This is a genomic window from Psychroflexus gondwanensis ACAM 44 (assembly GCF_000355905.1).
GTDB classification, from domain to species: domain Bacteria; phylum Bacteroidota; class Bacteroidia; order Flavobacteriales; family Flavobacteriaceae; genus Psychroflexus; species Psychroflexus gondwanensis.
In genome coordinates, this window is the sequence record NZ_APLF01000003.1 from 96,696 (window position 1) to 113,223 (window position 16,528).

General features: G+C 36.0%; 18 protein-coding genes. 6 read left to right on the forward strand and 12 right to left on the reverse strand.

All coding sequences use genetic code 11. The annotated features are described in order from the left end of the window. Window positions 1-44: 44 nt before the first annotated feature. From PGOND44_RS02590 to pyrF, 5 genes are all read left to right on the forward strand, one after another. The gene (locus tag PGOND44_RS02590; protein WP_003436307.1) at window positions 45-2,231 is read left to right on the forward strand and encodes a glutamine synthetase III family protein; all 2,187 of its coding nucleotides are present in this window, start codon (window positions 45-47) and stop codon (window positions 2,229-2,231) included. Window positions 2,232-2,318: 87 nt separating this feature from the next. Then, on the forward strand, window positions 2,319-3,494 hold the full coding sequence (locus PGOND44_RS02595) for an AIR synthase related protein (protein WP_003436308.1): 1,176 nt from the start codon (window positions 2,319-2,321) through the stop codon (window positions 3,492-3,494). 5 nt (window positions 3,495-3,499) lie between these two features. Next, the gene (locus PGOND44_RS02600) at window positions 3,500-4,558 is read left to right on the forward strand and encodes a DUF3078 domain-containing protein (RefSeq protein WP_003436309.1); all 1,059 of its coding nucleotides are present in this window, start codon (window positions 3,500-3,502) and stop codon (window positions 4,556-4,558) included. A gap of 90 nt (window positions 4,559-4,648) precedes the next feature. After that, window positions 4,649-5,725 carry a peptide chain release factor 1 gene (gene prfA, locus PGOND44_RS02605; RefSeq protein WP_003436310.1) on the forward strand — a complete coding sequence of 359 codons (1,077 nt, stop codon included), beginning with the start codon at window positions 4,649-4,651 and terminating at the stop codon, window positions 5,723-5,725. 6 nt (window positions 5,726-5,731) lie between these two features. Beyond that, complete coding sequence (pyrF, locus tag PGOND44_RS02610; RefSeq protein ID WP_003436311.1) at window positions 5,732-6,544, forward strand: orotidine-5'-phosphate decarboxylase; 813 nt, start codon at window positions 5,732-5,734, stop codon at window positions 6,542-6,544. Window positions 6,545-6,602: 58 nt separating this feature from the next. On the opposite strand, the gene PGOND44_RS02615 is transcribed toward pyrF, so the two are convergent. The 6 genes from PGOND44_RS02615 to PGOND44_RS02635 all read right to left on the reverse strand — a co-directional run bounded on the left by PGOND44_RS02615 (window position 6,603) and on the right by PGOND44_RS02635 (window position 11,897). Continuing rightward, window positions 6,603-6,854, reverse strand: a complete 252-nt coding sequence (locus tag PGOND44_RS02615) for a hypothetical protein (protein WP_003436313.1) — start codon at window positions 6,852-6,854, stop codon at window positions 6,603-6,605. Between the two features lie 52 nt (window positions 6,855-6,906). Continuing rightward, window positions 6,907-8,445 carry a cryptochrome/photolyase family protein gene (locus PGOND44_RS02620; RefSeq protein ID WP_003436316.1) on the reverse strand — a complete coding sequence of 513 codons (1,539 nt, stop codon included), beginning with the start codon at window positions 8,443-8,445 and terminating at the stop codon, window positions 6,907-6,909. 207 nt (window positions 8,446-8,652) lie between these two features. Then, the gene (locus PGOND44_RS02625; RefSeq protein WP_003436318.1) at window positions 8,653-9,963 is read right to left on the reverse strand and encodes a DASH family cryptochrome; all 1,311 of its coding nucleotides are present in this window, start codon (window positions 9,961-9,963) and stop codon (window positions 8,653-8,655) included. Continuing rightward, a complete protein-coding gene (locus tag PGOND44_RS15180) occupies window positions 9,942-10,079 on the reverse strand; it encodes a DUF2256 domain-containing protein (protein ID WP_003436321.1) in 138 nt (45 codons plus the stop codon). The genes PGOND44_RS02625 and PGOND44_RS15180 overlap by 22 nt, the downstream gene beginning before the upstream one ends. Before the next feature lie 2 nt (window positions 10,080-10,081). Further along, complete coding sequence (locus tag PGOND44_RS02630) at window positions 10,082-10,717, reverse strand: flavin reductase family protein (RefSeq protein ID WP_003436324.1); 636 nt, start codon at window positions 10,715-10,717, stop codon at window positions 10,082-10,084. 73 nt (window positions 10,718-10,790) lie between these two features. Then, window positions 10,791-11,897 carry an alkene reductase gene (locus PGOND44_RS02635; RefSeq protein ID WP_003436326.1) on the reverse strand — a complete coding sequence of 369 codons (1,107 nt, stop codon included), beginning with the start codon at window positions 11,895-11,897 and terminating at the stop codon, window positions 10,791-10,793. 124 nt (window positions 11,898-12,021) lie between these two features. On the opposite strand from PGOND44_RS02635, the gene PGOND44_RS02640 reads away from it, so the two are divergent. Further along, window positions 12,022-12,369: a tRNA-binding protein gene (locus PGOND44_RS02640; RefSeq protein WP_003436328.1), complete on the forward strand. Its 348-nt coding sequence runs from the start codon at window positions 12,022-12,024 to the stop codon at window positions 12,367-12,369. Here the strand turns inward: PGOND44_RS02640 and aat are convergent. From aat to PGOND44_RS02670, 6 genes are all read right to left on the reverse strand, one after another. Further along, the gene (aat, locus tag PGOND44_RS02645; protein ID WP_003436330.1) at window positions 12,366-13,019 is read right to left on the reverse strand and encodes a leucyl/phenylalanyl-tRNA--protein transferase; all 654 of its coding nucleotides are present in this window, start codon (window positions 13,017-13,019) and stop codon (window positions 12,366-12,368) included. The two genes, PGOND44_RS02640 and aat, sit on opposite strands and share 4 nt — an antisense overlap. A gap of 127 nt (window positions 13,020-13,146) precedes the next feature. Continuing rightward, window positions 13,147-13,521 (reverse strand): DUF3127 domain-containing protein, encoded by a 375-nt coding sequence (locus PGOND44_RS02650; protein ID WP_003436331.1) that lies wholly within the window; start codon window positions 13,519-13,521, stop codon window positions 13,147-13,149. Window positions 13,522-13,523: 2 nt separating this feature from the next. Continuing rightward, entirely contained in the window at window positions 13,524-14,396 is an 873-nt protein-coding gene (locus tag PGOND44_RS02655; RefSeq protein WP_003436333.1) for a flavin reductase family protein, read from the reverse strand. Between the two features lie 79 nt (window positions 14,397-14,475). Further along, complete coding sequence (locus tag PGOND44_RS02660; protein ID WP_040555710.1) at window positions 14,476-15,018, reverse strand: RsmD family RNA methyltransferase; 543 nt, start codon at window positions 15,016-15,018, stop codon at window positions 14,476-14,478. A gap of 3 nt (window positions 15,019-15,021) precedes the next feature. Beyond that, entirely contained in the window at window positions 15,022-15,819 is a 798-nt protein-coding gene (locus tag PGOND44_RS02665) for a DUF3822 family protein (protein ID WP_003436336.1), read from the reverse strand. Further along, window positions 15,820-16,464 (reverse strand): hypothetical protein, encoded by a 645-nt coding sequence (locus tag PGOND44_RS02670; RefSeq protein ID WP_003436339.1) that lies wholly within the window; start codon window positions 16,462-16,464, stop codon window positions 15,820-15,822. Window positions 16,465-16,528: the final 64 nt, after the last annotated feature.

Below are 16,528 nucleotides of genomic sequence, written 5' to 3' on the forward strand. Positions count from 1 at the left end.
TTTGAAAATTAATTACATTTGATGCGTAAAATCAAAAACGTATTATGGCTATTCTAAGATTCAATGCATTAAAAGAAACACTTCATAGAACTCCTGTTAAAATTCAAGAGGACGAGAGACGTTCAGATATGTTTGGTAGAAACGTCTTTAATCAAAAGGCAATGCGTCAGTATTTAACTAAAGATGCCTACGAAAGTTTAAAAAACGCTACCGAGAAAGGAGAAAAAATTGATCGGTCACTGGCGGAAAATATTTCTGCTGGTATGAAAGAGTGGGCGATTTCAAAAGGAGCTACACACTATACACACTGGTTTCAGCCACTTACGGGTTCTACGGCTGAAAAACATGATGCTTTTTTTGAGACTACAGAAGATGGTGGCGCCATGGAAAAATTTAGTGGTTCTCAATTAGTTCAACAAGAACCAGATGCTTCTAGTTTACCAAACGGAGGTATTAGAAACACTTTTGAAGCTAGAGGATATACTGCTTGGGATCCTTCATCTCCTGCATTTGTTTGGGGTCCAACCTTATGTATTCCAACAATATTTGTGTCCTATACGGGAGAAGCTTTAGATTATAAAACACCTTTATTGCGTTCAGTTTCTGCTTTAGATAAAGCAGCCACAGATGTGGTAAGGTACTTCGATAAAAAAGTCAATAAAGTTATAACTACATTAGGCTGGGAGCAAGAGTATTTTTTAGTAGATTCTGCATTAGCTTCTACTAGACCAGATTTGATGATGTCTGGTAGAACACTTCTTGGTCATTCTCCTGCAAAGGGCCAGCAATTGGATGATCACTACTTTGGATCTATTCCAAGTCGTGTACTCAATTATATGAGAGATTTGGAAAGAGAGTGTATGCTTCTAGGGATTCCTGTAAAAACAAGGCATAATGAAGTAGCACCAAATCAATTTGAATTAGCGCCTATTTTTGAAGAAGTCAACTTAGCCGTAGACCATAATTCCTTATTGATGGATGTCATGGATAAAGTTGCAGAACGTCATCATTTTAAAGTTCTTTTCCATGAAAAACCATTTCAGGGAGTTAACGGAAGCGGAAAACATAATAACTGGTCTTTAGCAACAGATTCAGGTTCAAATTTATTGAGTCCAGGTAAAACCCCTATGAAAAACATGAGGTTTCTCACTTTTTTCATAAATACAATTAAAGCATTTTATGAAAACGAGGAACTTATAAGAGCAACAATAGCTTCAGCATCCAACGATCATAGGCTAGGAGCTAATGAAGCTCCTCCTGCTGTAATGTCGGTTTTTATAGGCTCTCAACTTACAAAAGTCCTTGATGAACTGGAAAAAGTGACGAATGGTAAATTGTCACCAGAAGAAAAAACAGAACTTAAGTTAAATGTTGTAGGAAAGATACCAGAGATACTTCTTGATAATACAGACAGAAACAGAACTTCTCCTTTTGCTTTTACAGGAAATAAATTTGAATTGAGAGCTGTGGGTTCTACAGCAAATTGTGCTGATCCAATGACAGTTTTAAACGCTATTGTCGCTAAACAATTGAAAGAATTTAAAGTTGAAGTCGATGGTCTTATCTCTGATAAGAAAATGAAAAAAGACGATGCTATTTTCAATGTTCTCAGAGAGTATATTAAATCTTCTAAAAAGATTCGCTTCGAGGGTGATGGATATGGAGATGCTTGGGAGAAAGAAGCAGAAAAAAGAGGTCTAAGTAACCATAGAACCACACCTGAAGCCTTAAAAGCTAAAATCTCTAAAAAGGCTATTGATTTATTTGGTGAATTAAACATTATGAACGAGATCGAAGTCAAAGCTAGGTATGAAATTGAAATCGAGGATTATTCAAAACACATTCAGATAGAAGGAAGGGTCTTGGGGGATATTGCAAGAAACCACATTATACCTACAGCTATTAAGTATCAAAATATCCTTATCGAAAACGTAAAGGGTTTAAAAGAGATTTATGGGTCTAACTTTAAGGGTCAAGCTAAACAACAGATGAATATTATTGAAGCTATTTCAGAACACATTGAAAAAATTAATGAAGAAGTAGACCAAATGATAAATGCAAGAAAACAAGCCAATTCTATAGAAGATCCAACTGAAAAGGCTTTTGCTTACTGTGATAATGTGAAGCCTTATTTTGATGATATCCGTTACCATTGCGATAAGTTAGAGCTTTTGGTTGATGATGAAATTTGGCCATTGACAAAATATAGAGAGCTCTTATTTACTAAATAAGAGGTGATAAACTATTTTTTAAACCCAGTGTTAGATATCTAATAACACTGGGTTTATTTTTTATAAATTTGCAACAAATTTCCTAAAATGAGTGATCAAGCAAGATATGCCAAACGTGGAGTGTCTTCTCAAAAAGAAGATGTTCATAAAGCTATAGAAAATATTGACAAAGGCCTATTTCCAATGTCATTTTGTAAAATCATACCAGATTATCTTGCGGGAAGCCAAGACCATTGTGTGGTGATGCACGCCGATGGAGCTGGTACAAAATCATCTTTAGCTTATTTGTATTGGAAGGAAACAGGAGACCTTAAGGTTTGGAAGGGAATTGCTCAAGATGCCCTTATTATGAATGTTGATGATTTGCTGTGTGTTGGAGCTACGGATAACATTTTAGTCTCATCAACTATAGGTAGAAATAAAAATGTAATCTCTGGAGATGTTATTGCTGAAATTATCAAAGGCACTGAATCTATTGTTGAAGATTTGAGGAATCATGGTATTTCTATTCATACGACAGGAGGCGAGACTGCAGATGTTGGAGATTTAGTAAGAACAATTATTGTAGATTCAACGGTAACAGCAAGATTGAGAAGGGATGAGGTAATCGACAATGCTAATATAAAGGCGGGTAATGTTATTGTTGGGCTTTCCTCTAGCGGACAAGCATCTTATGAAACGGAATATAATGGTGGTATGGGTAGTAATGGACTTACTTCAGCTAGGCATGATGTCTTAGCTAATTACTTATCTGAAGCTTATCCAGAGTCTTTCGATCCTAAAGTTCCAAAAGACTTGATCTACTCTGGCTCTAAAAGATTAACCGAAAAAATTTCTGAAGATCTTCCAGATGTTGGTAAAATGATTTTGTCTCCCACTCGGACCTATGCACCTATTGTAAAAAAAGTGTTCGAAAAATTAGGTAGAGCCTCCATAGATGGAATGGTACATTGTAGCGGAGGAGCACAAACTAAAATCCTTCATTTTATAAATAATCTTCATATTATTAAGGATAATATGTTTGAACTTCCCCCGTTATTCAAGCTCATACAAGATGAAAGTCAAACCGACTGGAAAGAAATGTACCAAGTTTTTAATATGGGGCATAGGATGGAATTTTATGTTGATGAGTCCATGGCGAAGGACATCATAGATATTTCCAAGTCCTTTAATGTGGATGCTCAAATTGTAGGAAGAGTAGAAGCTTCCGAATCAAAATCTTTATCAATCTTTTCAGCATACGGCCATTTTGAATACTTATAAATGAAATGAAAAGAGTTTTATTACTGTCCTTATTCACCTTAGTTATCTCGAAAAGTTTTGGTCAATCCTTTGGTGAGATTCAGAAGATTGAATCTGTAGGTGAACCCCTTTTTTCTAGAGGGCCTTTGCCCTTAATCAATACTAGTTTCGATGTTATAGGTAGCTATGTATTTACCTATAACCAAATGGTTCCTCGAAGAGGTAAGACAAGTTTCTGGGAGCAAGTGAACGAATTTACCTTAGATGTCAGTGAAGTTGCTTTTGTCAATTGGAATGCAGGAGGAACAAATTCTATATCTGGAATGTATGGAATGAATGTCGTAAGAACCTATAGGAATAAGGGTTTTAGATGGGATAACCAATTTCGATTTAGATACGGTATCAACCAGCAAGAAGGTCAGGAATTAAGAAAAACTGAAGATGATTTAGAACTGATTTCCTCTTTTGGATATGAAATTTCTAAAAATTCTAGTTGGTTTTATTCAGGTACATTTAGTTATAAAACTCAAGCTTCAAGGGGTTTTAATTATCCAGATACTGAAACTGCCATTTCAGAATTTATGGCCCCAGGGTATATTTTTCTTGGTGTTGGAGCCAAGTATGCTCAACCCAACGAGAGCTTTGAGCTTTACTTGTCTCCCATTACCCAAAAATCCACCTTTGTTTTAAATCAGCGGTTAGCCAATGACGGGGCTTTTGGGGTAAGAAGTGCAGTGAGGGATAATGATGGAAACATTATAAGAGAGGGGAAAACTTCTAGGAATGAGTTTGGTATTTTAGTAACCAATCAGTTCCAGCAGAAAATTTTTGAGAGCACTGTTATTGTGAGTAGGCTGAGTCTTTATTCAGATTACATCAATAACTTTGGTAATATAGATGTGGATTGGGAATTAAATTTTAATTTCAAAATCAACGATTTCATGCGTGCCAACATAGGTGCTCACATTAGATACGACGATGATATCAAAATTAGAGAAGTGGCTCCAGATGGTACTACAATCGACGGAGGTTCTAGAATTCAACTTAAGCAGCAGCTTGGCATAGGAATTGCCCTGCAGCTTTAACCTAAGGTCTTAGATTAATTGATATTTATGACTGCTTGTGTTAAAAAAAATCCCCTCAAATAACTTAAATTTGCGGCACATTAAAACCTTATGCTAGATAAATTAAACTTTATAAAACAAAGATTTGACGAGGTGAGTGATTTGATCATTCAGCCTGATATCATGTCCAATCAAAAGCGGTATATAGAATTATCAAAGGAGTATAAAGAACTCAAAGCTATTATGGATGAGCGTGAGGTCTACATAGAACTCTCCGATAACCTAAAGGAAGCCGATGATATTATTTCAAACGAGTCCGATCCTGAAATGGTGGAAATGGCAAAACTTCAATATGACGAGGCTAAAGATGAATTGCCTAAGCTAGAAGAGAAGATACGCATGATGCTTATCCCTAAAGATCCAGAAGATACTAAGAATGCTGTAGTAGAAGTGCGAGCAGGAGCAGGGGGAGATGAAGCCAGTATTTTTGCAGGAGATATTTTTAGGATGTTGACCAAATACTGTGAACATAAAGGTTGGAAAGTAGATGTTGTAGATTATAATGAAGGGACCAATGGAGGATATAAAGAAATCCAATTTGAAGTCTCAGGGGAAGAGGTGTACGGTACTTTAAAATATGAAGCTGGTGTTCACCGAGTTCAACGTGTCCCACAAACTGAAACTCAAGGTCGTGTCCACACAAGTGCTGCAACGGTAATGGTTTTTCCTGAAGCCGAAGAATTTGATATTGAGGTCAATCCAAAAGAGGTGAGAGTAGACTATTTCTGTTCTTCTGGACCAGGGGGGCAGTCTGTAAATACCACTTACTCCGCAGTAAGACTTACTCACGAACCTACTGGAATTGTAGCTCAATGTCAAGATCAAAAGTCACAACATAAAAACAAAGAGAAAGCTTTCAGGGTTTTAAGGTCGAGACTATACGAAATGGAGCTGGCCAAAAAACAAGCTGAGGATGCAGAAAAGCGTGGCTCTATGGTTACTAGTGGTGACCGAAGCGCTAAAATTAGAACCTATAATTATGCACAAAGTCGAGTGACCGATCATAGGATAAACCTCACGCTTTACGATCTCGATAATATCATAAACGGTGACATAGAGAAAATTATCAGTGAGTTAAAATTTGTTGATAATACTGAGAAACTCAAAAATATTTCTGACGATCTATAACAGATTATGCAACTTCAAGAACTTATTGAACAAATTCAAAAGAAAAAATCCATGCTTTGCGTGGGATTGGATGTCGATTTAGAAAAAATCCCTAAGCATTTATTAGAGCTTGATGATCCTATTTTTGAATTCAATAAGGCCATTATTGATTCTACCCAAGAGTATTGTATAGCGTATAAGCCAAACATAGCTTTCTATGAAGCCTATGGATTAAAGGGCTGGCAGGCACTTCAGAAAACAATTAATTATATTAACGAACATTATCCAGAGCAATTCACCATTGCAGATGCCAAGAGGGGAGATATAGGCAACACCTCAAAGATGTACGCTAAAGCTTTTTTTGAGGACTTAAATTTTGATTCTGTTACTGTCGCGCCATATATGGGAAAAGATTCTATAGAACCTTTTCTTCAATTTAGAGATAAGCACGCTATTATGCTTGGCCTTACATCCAATGAAGGAGCTAAAGATTTTCAATTTTTAGAAAACAAGGGAACTTTACTTTTTGAGAGTGTTTTGAAAACTTCTCAAACATGGGTAAATTCAAAGCAGTTGATGTATGTTGTTGGAGCCACTAAGTCTAGTTATTTGAAAAAAATAAGACAAATCTTGCCGGATAGCTTTTTATTAATTCCAGGGGTAGGGGCTCAAGGTGGAAGCCTAAGGGAAGTTTGTGAGTATGGCTTAAACTCTACTTATGGATTGATTATTAATTCTACTAGAGGAATTATATACGCTTCACGAGAAAAAGATTTTGCAATTAAGGCAGCTTTTAAGGCTAAAGCACTACAGGAGCAAATGCAACCTTATATAACTTAAAAAGCTTATACATTTTACTGTACAAGCTTTTTATAAAGTTTTAGAATAAATCTAAGATTTACATTTCATCTTTAGTAGCTTCTTCCATTTCTTCAGCACCTTCTTCCATAGCCTCTCCAGTTTCTTCAGCGGCATCTTCAACTGCATCACCAGTTTCTTCAGCGGCATCTTCAACTGCATCACCAGCATCGTCCATAGCTTCTTCTACATCGTCTGCTGCTTTTTCAGCATCGCTTTTTGGTTCTCTACAGCTTACTACACCTAAACCTAGCAAAGCAGCTATCGTAATAGATAAAATTGATTTTTTCATTTTGTTTTGATTTTTAATTAAGCCCCAAAAGTATAGATTTTTCTTAAATATATTAAAAATTGCTAGGATTTTTTATTATTTTTTTTGACCGGCTAATATGATGGTTTAAAGTTTCTTTATCCATCTTTTTTAAGAGACTCATCATCATATTCATGCGTTGATTATTTTTAAAATGCTCCTGTTTCTCGTAAAGAAAATTCCAATAGAGATTATTAAATGGACACGCGTCCTCACCTTCTTTTTTACTAACAGAATACTGGCAGGACTTACAGTAATTCCCCATCTTATTGATATAACTCCCGCTAGACACATAAGGTTTAGTGGCCACAATTCCGCCGTCTGCAAATTGACTCATTCCTCGGGTGTTGGTAAGTTCTACCCATTCTATGGCATCTATGTAGACTCCCAGATACCAAGCATCCACTTCATCTGGATCGGTCATAGTTAGCAAAGCAAAATTTCCTAAAATCATAAGGCGTTGGATATGATGTGCATAAGCATCGTCTAGACTTTGATTTACCGCATGCTTCAAACAATTCATTTTAGTATCACCAGTCCAGTAAAAGTCAGGGAGTTTATTGGTGTTTTGTAACTCGTTCTTGGATTTATATCCTGGCATTTCTTGCCAATACACCCCTCTCATAAACTCTCTCCATCCCAGAATTTGACGTATAAATCCTTCAATTTGTGAAATGTCAATCTCTTCTTTGTGATCGTAGTAATAGTCTAAAGTGGTTTCTATAACCTCTTTAGGAGAAAGCATTTTACTATTCATAGCAAACGATAGCCGAGAATGGAACAAAAACTTCTCATCTGTATGTAAAGCATCTTCATAATCTCCGAAGTGGACCAAAAGATGGGTACAGAAGTAGTTGAGTACCTCTATGCACTCCTTTCTAGAGGTAGGCCATGGGAATTTCTCTTGGTCGATTCTGCCCATGGTCTTAATGCCCATGGTCTCAATTTGTTTTAAAACGTCCTCCACATTTTTATCGAAGGCCTTAAACTTAGGAATTGGGGGTTTACCTGTCCATTTTTTACGGTTGCTTTTATCAAAATTCCATTGCCCACCTTCTGGTTTTTTAGCGTTAAGCATCATGATTTCATGCTTTTTACGCATGTCCCGATAAAAGTATTCCATCGTCATTTCCTTCTTTCCTTTGTAGAAGTTTTCTACATCCTCTCTTTGGGTATAGAAATGTTCTGAGTCTTTAACTTGACTTGAAATACTAAGCTTGTTGCAAATTGTTTTCAGCTTTATGTCCAACCTATATTCGTCTGGGTAGAGATATTCGAAATGTTCTATCTCTTCCTCTTTAATAATCTTGTTGAGATTATCGGATAAACTTTGTTGATTGTTTTTGTCATCGATTTGAAAGTAAATCACTTGATGTCCTTGCGACTCCAAGTCTTTTTTGAAATTTCTCATCGAAAGAAAAAAGGCTACCACTTTTTGAATGTGATGCTTTACATAACTGGTTTCTTCCTGACTCTCGGCCATGAAATAAATCACATTATCAGATTTATTTTCAAACCAAGAGTGATTGAGGTTGAGTTGGTCTCCAAGGATTAATCGTAAGGTTTTTTTCATTGCATTTTTTTTCTGAATTTTATCTACGTCATTTCAACTCTTCGAAAAGGTCACAAAATCTCGTAGCCCTGATAGAAGCGGTATCCTTGATGGAAGTAGTGCTTTAGCACTATTTCTGGACAGAAGCGACTGTAATGAAGCTTTTGGCTAGATATCTAGTGCTTGTACTACGAGATCAAGATAAAGCGGATAGCAGGTTCTCGGCTACTAAAATAAACGATCCTGTAACCATGTTCGTTGATATTTTCCATTACTATCGTAACGATCGGCCTGACTTTTAATATTAAATTTTCGATCTCGTGGATCATTGCCCACACCAGAATTATACATCCAGTTGCCCCAATTGCTATGCACGTCATAATCTACAAGCATAGACTCGAAATAGGCGGCTCCAATGCGCCAATCCTGTTTCCATTCTTTGGCCCAATAGCTATTCACGTTCTGGCGACCGCGGTTACTCATAAAGCCGGTTTCCCTGATTTCTATCATATTGGCATTTACAAAATCCTCTGGTGTGTTCCCGTGCATCCAGTCTCTTTTGGCCTTTTCGTTATTTCCCCAATCGTAATCTTTATTCAATACGCCTCCTAGTCGAAAAATTTTGTTGCCGTGTTTAAGCGATATATATTTGAAATAATCACGCCAGATTAACTCAAAAATCAGCCAATAGGTGTCTTGGTTTTTCTTCACTTGTTTCTCAAAGGCTTTGACTTCGTGGTAAATGGAAACAGCTGAGATACTGCCATTGGCAAGCCAGGCAGAAAATTTTGAACTATAGTCTGTGCCTAAAAGACCATTACGAGTTTTTTTATAATACTGTAACTTTTTGGTGTCCCAGAAATAATGTTCAATACGTTTCCAAGCTTCATTTTCTCCCCCATGAAAAGGAAATGCCGATCGTGGATCGGTTTCAAAGTCTTCCAAACCTAAATCTGATAGACTGGGTACTTGGTTTCTCTCTTCTACCAATTGGTGGGTAGGTCTGGGTTGAGGGGCTGGGACTTCTGCTCTTACCTCACTTTCCTTTTCACATTTTTTTCTGAAGTTGGTATAAACTTCCGGAATGTCTTGGAAACTATCGTAGGGCAAGTCTTCTGGATGAAATAAAAATTGATTGTAGTTTTCTATAAAATCAGTATTTGGAAGAGCTGATTTAACTTTTGCTTCAACTTCCTTCTCTTCTTGGGTCCATTCAGTTTGGTGAAAAACAGATGTGATCGTATACCGTTCAGATAATTGTTTGAATACTTCAGAAGGATGCTTGTGTGCTACGTGAAGGCTTATGTTTAAGTGCTGAAGGTTATTTGAAAGTTGATCAACACTTTCAATTAAGAACTTAGCCCTGTACTTTTCAGTTTTTTTAAACCCATATCGGGTCGTTTCAAAATGACTTGGATCAAAACAATAGACGCCAAGAACAGCGTTTTCATTTTGACAGGCCTCGTAAAGAGACTTTTGATCTCGAGTTCGTAAATCGTTTCTAAACCAAACAATCGTTATTTTTTGTTTCTCCTGCATTTCTCGCTACAATATTTTACGTTATCCCAATTTTTCTCCCATTTTTTCCTCCAACTAAAAGGTAGCCCACAAGTAGGGCAGATCTTTTCGGGTAAATTTGTTTTCTTGTGTGCCATGTTTAATCTAAGGCCTTAATATCTTGACCTGGTCTTGCGTAAGCAAAACGTTCAATAAGTTCTGTGCTTACATATCCATCCAATCCAATAATTCCCGCACTTTTTGCTTTAGATAAATTTAATAAACCATCTTTTTCTTGGATCTCACTAGGGAAAAGGAGGTGTTGAATTTCTCCAATAATTAATCGACAGCCATTTTCTTCGATGACATATTCATTAATGAACTCGCAACCCATTTTGATGATAGATTCTTTTACAAATGGTGCTTTAAAGCCATCAATATATTCTTCGGATAAACCAACTTCCTTAAACTCGGAAACCTCCTTGTCATAATTGGCTGAAGTTTGGTGAGCTTTGTCTACAAAGCTTTCGTGAATATGGTTCACTGTAAATTGTTTGGTATCCTTGAAATTTTTGTAAGTATCTCTATCTACAGTTGTAGGACGCAGCATAAAGCTAAGCATAGGTGGGTTACTGCCAAGGTGAATAACCGAATTGAAAATAGCTAAGTTGGTAGTTCCTGTTTTGGAAATACTGCCTATAAGATTGCCAGATTTCACTCCTCCGCAGCTATTAATGAGATGCATACGTTCTAATCTCGGGAGTTCACTAATGTCTTTTTTGGTAAAATGTGCCATAAAAAAAGGTCGATGTTTAATCGACCCTAATTTAAATATTGTTAAACCTTTTAGTGTTAAAAATTAAACAAAATTAAGATGCTTTTTCTTCCTCTAATTTTGGATAATCGGTGTACCCTTTTTCACCAGGCACATAGAAGGTATCTTTATCCCAATCTTGAAGTTCTGCATTTTTTTCAAAACGAATAGGTAAGTCTGGGTTAGAGATAAATAATTTAGCATAGGCTACCATATCGGCTTTGCCATCTTCAATTACTTTATTGCCGCTTTCTTGATCAAATCCTGCATTAATCATCAGGTTTCCTTTATAAAGAGGTCTAAAGTGTTCTGCAATATTGGTCACTAGAAAATCCTTGTCACTTACATCGTTGAAGGGTTCAGATAAATGCAAATAAGCTAGATCGTAGTCATTGAGTTTTTCGACAATATATTCAAAAGTTGGAATAGTTTCTTCGTCTGCTTCGGTACCAAAAACACCGTGCAAGGAAGGATTTAATCTCACTCCAATTCTATTTTCTGGAAAGAATACTTTTATAGCTTCAATGATTTCAAATAAGATACGGGCTTTATTTTCTTTAGAACCTCCATATTCGTCTGTTCTGTGGTTAGATGAATTATTGAAGAACTGATGGATTAAGTAACCATTTGAGGAGTGAATTTCAACACCATCAAAACCAGCGTCCACCGCATTTTTTGCAGCTCTTTTAAAATCTTGTACAGTTTCTTTCACTTCTTCAGTGGTTAATGCTCTTGGCTCTACAGTGTCCTTAAAACCTTCGTAAGTATAAGATTTATCGTTTGGATTCACTGCACTTGGCGCTACAGGTTTATCTCCATTATGGAAATCTGGATGGGACATACGTCCCACGTGCCAAAGCTGCATAAATATTTTGCCATCTTCTTTATGGACAGCATCGGTCACTTTTTTCCAACCTTCTATTTGTTCAGGCGTATAGATTCCAGCTGTATTAACATACCCAACTGCTTCAGGAGATACTTGTGATCCTTCACTTATAATAAGACCTGCGCTTGCCCTCTGTGAATAATATTTGACGTGCATGTCGGTTGGAGCATTGTATTTATTGTCGGCACGACTACGTGTCATAGGTGCCATGATAACTCTATTTTTTAATTCCAAATCACCCATTTTGATGGGTTTTAATAAGGCTTGTTGACTCATAATTAAACTATTTTTTTGTAAACTTAAGACTTAATCAAAATTTTATTAGTTAACGCCTTTATAAAAGAAGGTTACTTTTGTCTAATTCCAGTATAGATAAAATCTATAGTAAAAATATATTATGATGGAGATTTCTGAACACAATTTGAGTTGGTCTGATTTTCAAAAAGTTGAAATGCGAGTAGGAACCATACTTAAGGTCGAGCATTTTAAAGAAGCCAAAAAACCTGCTTTAAAGCTAGAAATTGACTTTGGAGAATTTGGCATTAAACGTTCCTCGGCACAAATTACAGAGCTCTATGAGTCAGAGGAACTCATAGGAAAGCAAGTGATTGCTGTCCTCAATTTTCCTCCAAAACAAATCGCTACAATGATGAGTGAGTGTTTAGTCCTTGCAGCTGTAGATTCTGAAGTAGGTACTTCACTTTTGTCCCCAGAGCATAGAATTGTAAATGGGACTCGGATTTCTTAATTTTCAACTTCAGCGTGTAAGAGGGTTAAGAAGTTGTGTCTGCTTACTTCCTCTGCTCCAAGACTTTCGAGATGTTTGGTATACACCTGACAATCGATAAGTCGAATACCATTTTTTTCCATGTTTTTTACCAAAGTAATAAAGCCGTATTTGGAAGCATTATCCACCTCTGTAAACATACTTTCCCCGCAGAATACGTTCTTGTCTTTCAGTAAGAGGCCATAAAGACCGCCCACAATCTTATCATCCTGCCAGACTTCTATAGATTTTGCTATACCAGCCTCATGGAGTCCAATATAGCTGGTAATCATGGCGTCGGTGATCCAAGTTCCATCTTGTTCTTCCCTATTGATGTTTGCACATTTATTAATAATATATTCAAAATTCTCATTGTAAGTAACCCTAAAGGCTTTTTCTTTAAAAAGCTTTTTCATCGATTTAGAAACATTTAATTTTCCGGGGAAGAGAATCATTCTTGGGTCTGGACTCCACCATAAAATAGGTTGACCTTCTTCATACCAAGGGAAAATACCATTTTCGTAAGCAACTTTTATCCGCTCTAAGCTAAGATCTCCACCAAAGGCCAATAGGCCCTTTTCATCGGCGAATTTTGGATGTGGAAAAATGATATCTGACGTGAGTTTATACATGATTTAAAAATAAAGTATTAAAACTACTGCTAAAATTAGAAATACAAACGTGCTTTGCTTTGTATATTTCAAAAGTAAAAAGCTTCAGAATTTCTCTGAAGCTTTATGATTTTAAATTGAATTGGACTTAGAATGGTAAATCGTCCTCATCATCATCATTCAAATCCTGAACCGGTTCAAACTGATCTGAAGGTGGAACAGGAGGAGCTCCTGCTGCATTATTCTGCTCTGCATTTTCAATTCTCCAACCGTTCAAAGAATTGAAGTATTTGGTTTCTCCTTGTGGGCTTACCCATTCTCTTCCTCTTAGGTTGATTCCCACTTTTACATTTTGACCAACACTATAGCTGTCTAATAGGTTGGTTTTATCTTGAACAAATTCAATTAAGATGTGCTGTGGATACTGCTCTTCGGTAGTGACCACCATCTCTCTTTTTCTGAACCCGTTACTTCCAAATTCTTTTGTTTCTCCTAAGACTTTAATTTTTCCTTGTACTTCCATAATTATTGTTTTGCGAGTAATATATGTAAAGCTTTTTCAAGCTCATTTTTTTCTATATAGTCTTGAGCAGTGGCATGAAGCTGTTCTTTCGAGTTGCCTTTAACCAAATGCTCTAATTCATTTTCGTTGATGTAAGATTTATTCTCCCGTTCTGTAGGTAAGTATTCCAAATTCCCTAATTGACCTAAATTATTCCCGGTTAAAACAGAGCTTAATCGGACAGATTCTGGGAGTTGATCTACTCCAATACCCGTTTTGGAAACAGGTTTTTCAACTTCAAACATCCCTTGATTAGCACGAGAATACCAGTTGCCACCCATCCTTGAGACTAAATCTATTTTATGTTGATCGATATGTAAGCCTTCATCTAATAGATCCTCTCGAATATGGATTTTGATCACTTCTGCAATGATCAAGTTTCCTGCTCCTCCTTCTTTACCCAATGCAATAGTCTCGTTTACCTTGCATTCAAATTGGACAGGAGATTCTTTCACTCTTGGGGGAGTAACAAGATCGGACTTCAACATAGTTAGGCCGGATTTTGTAAACTCATTAATCCCTTGATCATATTCTGTACTCGATAAGGACATCTGCTGAACCATATCCCAGTTCACGACATTTATCACGACTTCTTTGGTTTGTATTGCATTTTCCAAGGTATGTTTTATGGAATTATCTCTCACTCTTCTCACTGGAGAAAAAATCAAAATAGGGGGATTTGCACTAAAGACATTAAAAAAACTGTAAGGTGATAAATTGGGAACTCCATTTTCATCTACTGTACTAGCAAAAGCGATGGGACGAGGACCTATAGATCCTGACAGCATACCATACACGTTTTTGGTTTCTAATTCAGAAGGTAGAAAACTTTTCATATTTCAATTTTTACAAAGGTAATTAATCTCTGTTGAAATTCTCTAAAGAAGCACCAGGTTAGACCGTATTTCTAATATTTTATTTTTCCATTTCGAAGAAGCTAAAAACAGAATTGCCATAGCGGCGTTGTTCTTGAAAACTCTTTATGTGGTCAAGTTTGGAATGTTTGGAGTGCTCTATAATAAGGATTCCATCTTCATTCAAGAGTTTTCTTTCTCTCACTGTCGTTTCTATAGTCTCAAAATTTTCTAGAGATAAATCGTAAGGAGGGTCAGCAAAAATAAGATCTGCTTTAAGTGGTGTTTTTAACAAATAGTCAAAAACATCACTTTTAATAACGTCTAGGGGCACTTCAAGTTCGTCAGCGGTTTTGCTTAAAAACTTAATACAGTCGTAGTTTTTATCAATAGCAGTAATCCGTTGAGTTCCTCTCGAAGCAAATTCAAAGGAAATACTTCCAATTCCTGCAAATAAATCTATGACTTCTATATCTTGAAAGTGAATTCTATTATTCAATATATTGAAAAGCCCCTCTTTAGCCATATCTGTTGTAGGTCTTACGGGAAGTTTTTTGGGAGCAATAATACGTCTACCCTTTAGATGTCCGGATACTATGCGCATAAGTTAGATCAAATTATAATGTTCGTTAAACCCTATTTGATTCTCAAAATGATACGGAGTTTTTTTATTTGAAAACGCCATGGTTTTAATGTAATTCGATAAAATTTGATAAGCTTTATTATCTTCAGACTTATCGAAATTACCGGTGAAATCGAGAATGAGTTCTAGTCGGTTCAAGTTTAATTCTTCAATAGTGAATAAAACATAATAGGCGAAATCTTCAGCAGTTTCAAAAGTAAAAGCGTTGGAAAGTAAAAGCTGTTCATTTCTAAAAGCAGCAAGATAAAACATATGTTTTGTTGAATGAAGGAGAAGATACTCATTGCTGGCTTTACTATTTACAAATCCTTTTTCTATAAGACCTGTAAACAGATGAGTAAACGTAAAGGTTCCGAAAATATCGAAAAGATAATTGTTGATATTGATATAGGGAATATATACTGTATTGGCTTTAGCTAGAGGAATCTCATCGAACGCAAAATCATCTCCCTCTATCAATTGACTGCTGTATTTCAGGTAATGCGGAAGGTGATCTTGATCGAAAAGATCCTGAGGTACTATAGTAAATTGAGGATTTCCATAGATCACATCTACAGATTGGATGTGTTCTCTCTCTATAAAAGCGGTATTGATGTATGGTTTAATAAGATTAAGTAGTTCTGATGTTGAAGACATACTAGGAAGCTGAAATGACTTATACTCCAATGGGGTTTGGTATTCATCTAGAATTAAAAAAGAAAATCCATCTTGTAAAATGAAGATGGATAAACTTTTATAGATATGATTTGAGTGATCACTCATTTAATTGTCACCAAAGTTTTTTGGCCAGTTACCATTTGTATTTACTTGTTTCATAGAACCTACTTGTATGTAAGCACCGTCCACACCATCTACAGATTTTATTTGTTTTTCTTGAACAAGCAAATCTTTATCTTGGTCTGCAAGAATAACATCCTTAGGAGCTTTCACCTCAAAAACTGGGATTTTATTTCCATTTTCTTCAATATAACCAGCGTCCATTTCAAACTTTTTCTTATCGGTATGTGGGATATACATGATATCTTTATATCTGTCTGAACTTCCAAAAATAGAATCTTTTACGGAAGCAAAGCTAAGGGTGTCTATCACCACATCTTCTTTATATTTATCTACTCCGTATATTTTTCTGTATTCTTCATCTAGGAAGGTAGTATCTCTTCTTTGTGTAATCACAAATTGTGCTGTATCAACAAATTTCAATAGATCATCGAAACTATCCTCGTAGTTTCCTTCGATATTTCTGTGGGCTAGTTGGAGATCACGAATGTCCTTCATTTTTTCTACAACATCTATGTAGCGTTTATCGCGAATTTTGTTGAATTCAACTGGACCATAAACAGATTGGTAAACGAAATAACCTAATACTCCAATAACAACCCATAAAACAATTTGTATTACAATCTTCATAACTTAAAATTAAGAATTTTTGACATTAGCAAAACTACAACTTTTTTTCAATCACAAAAGTATA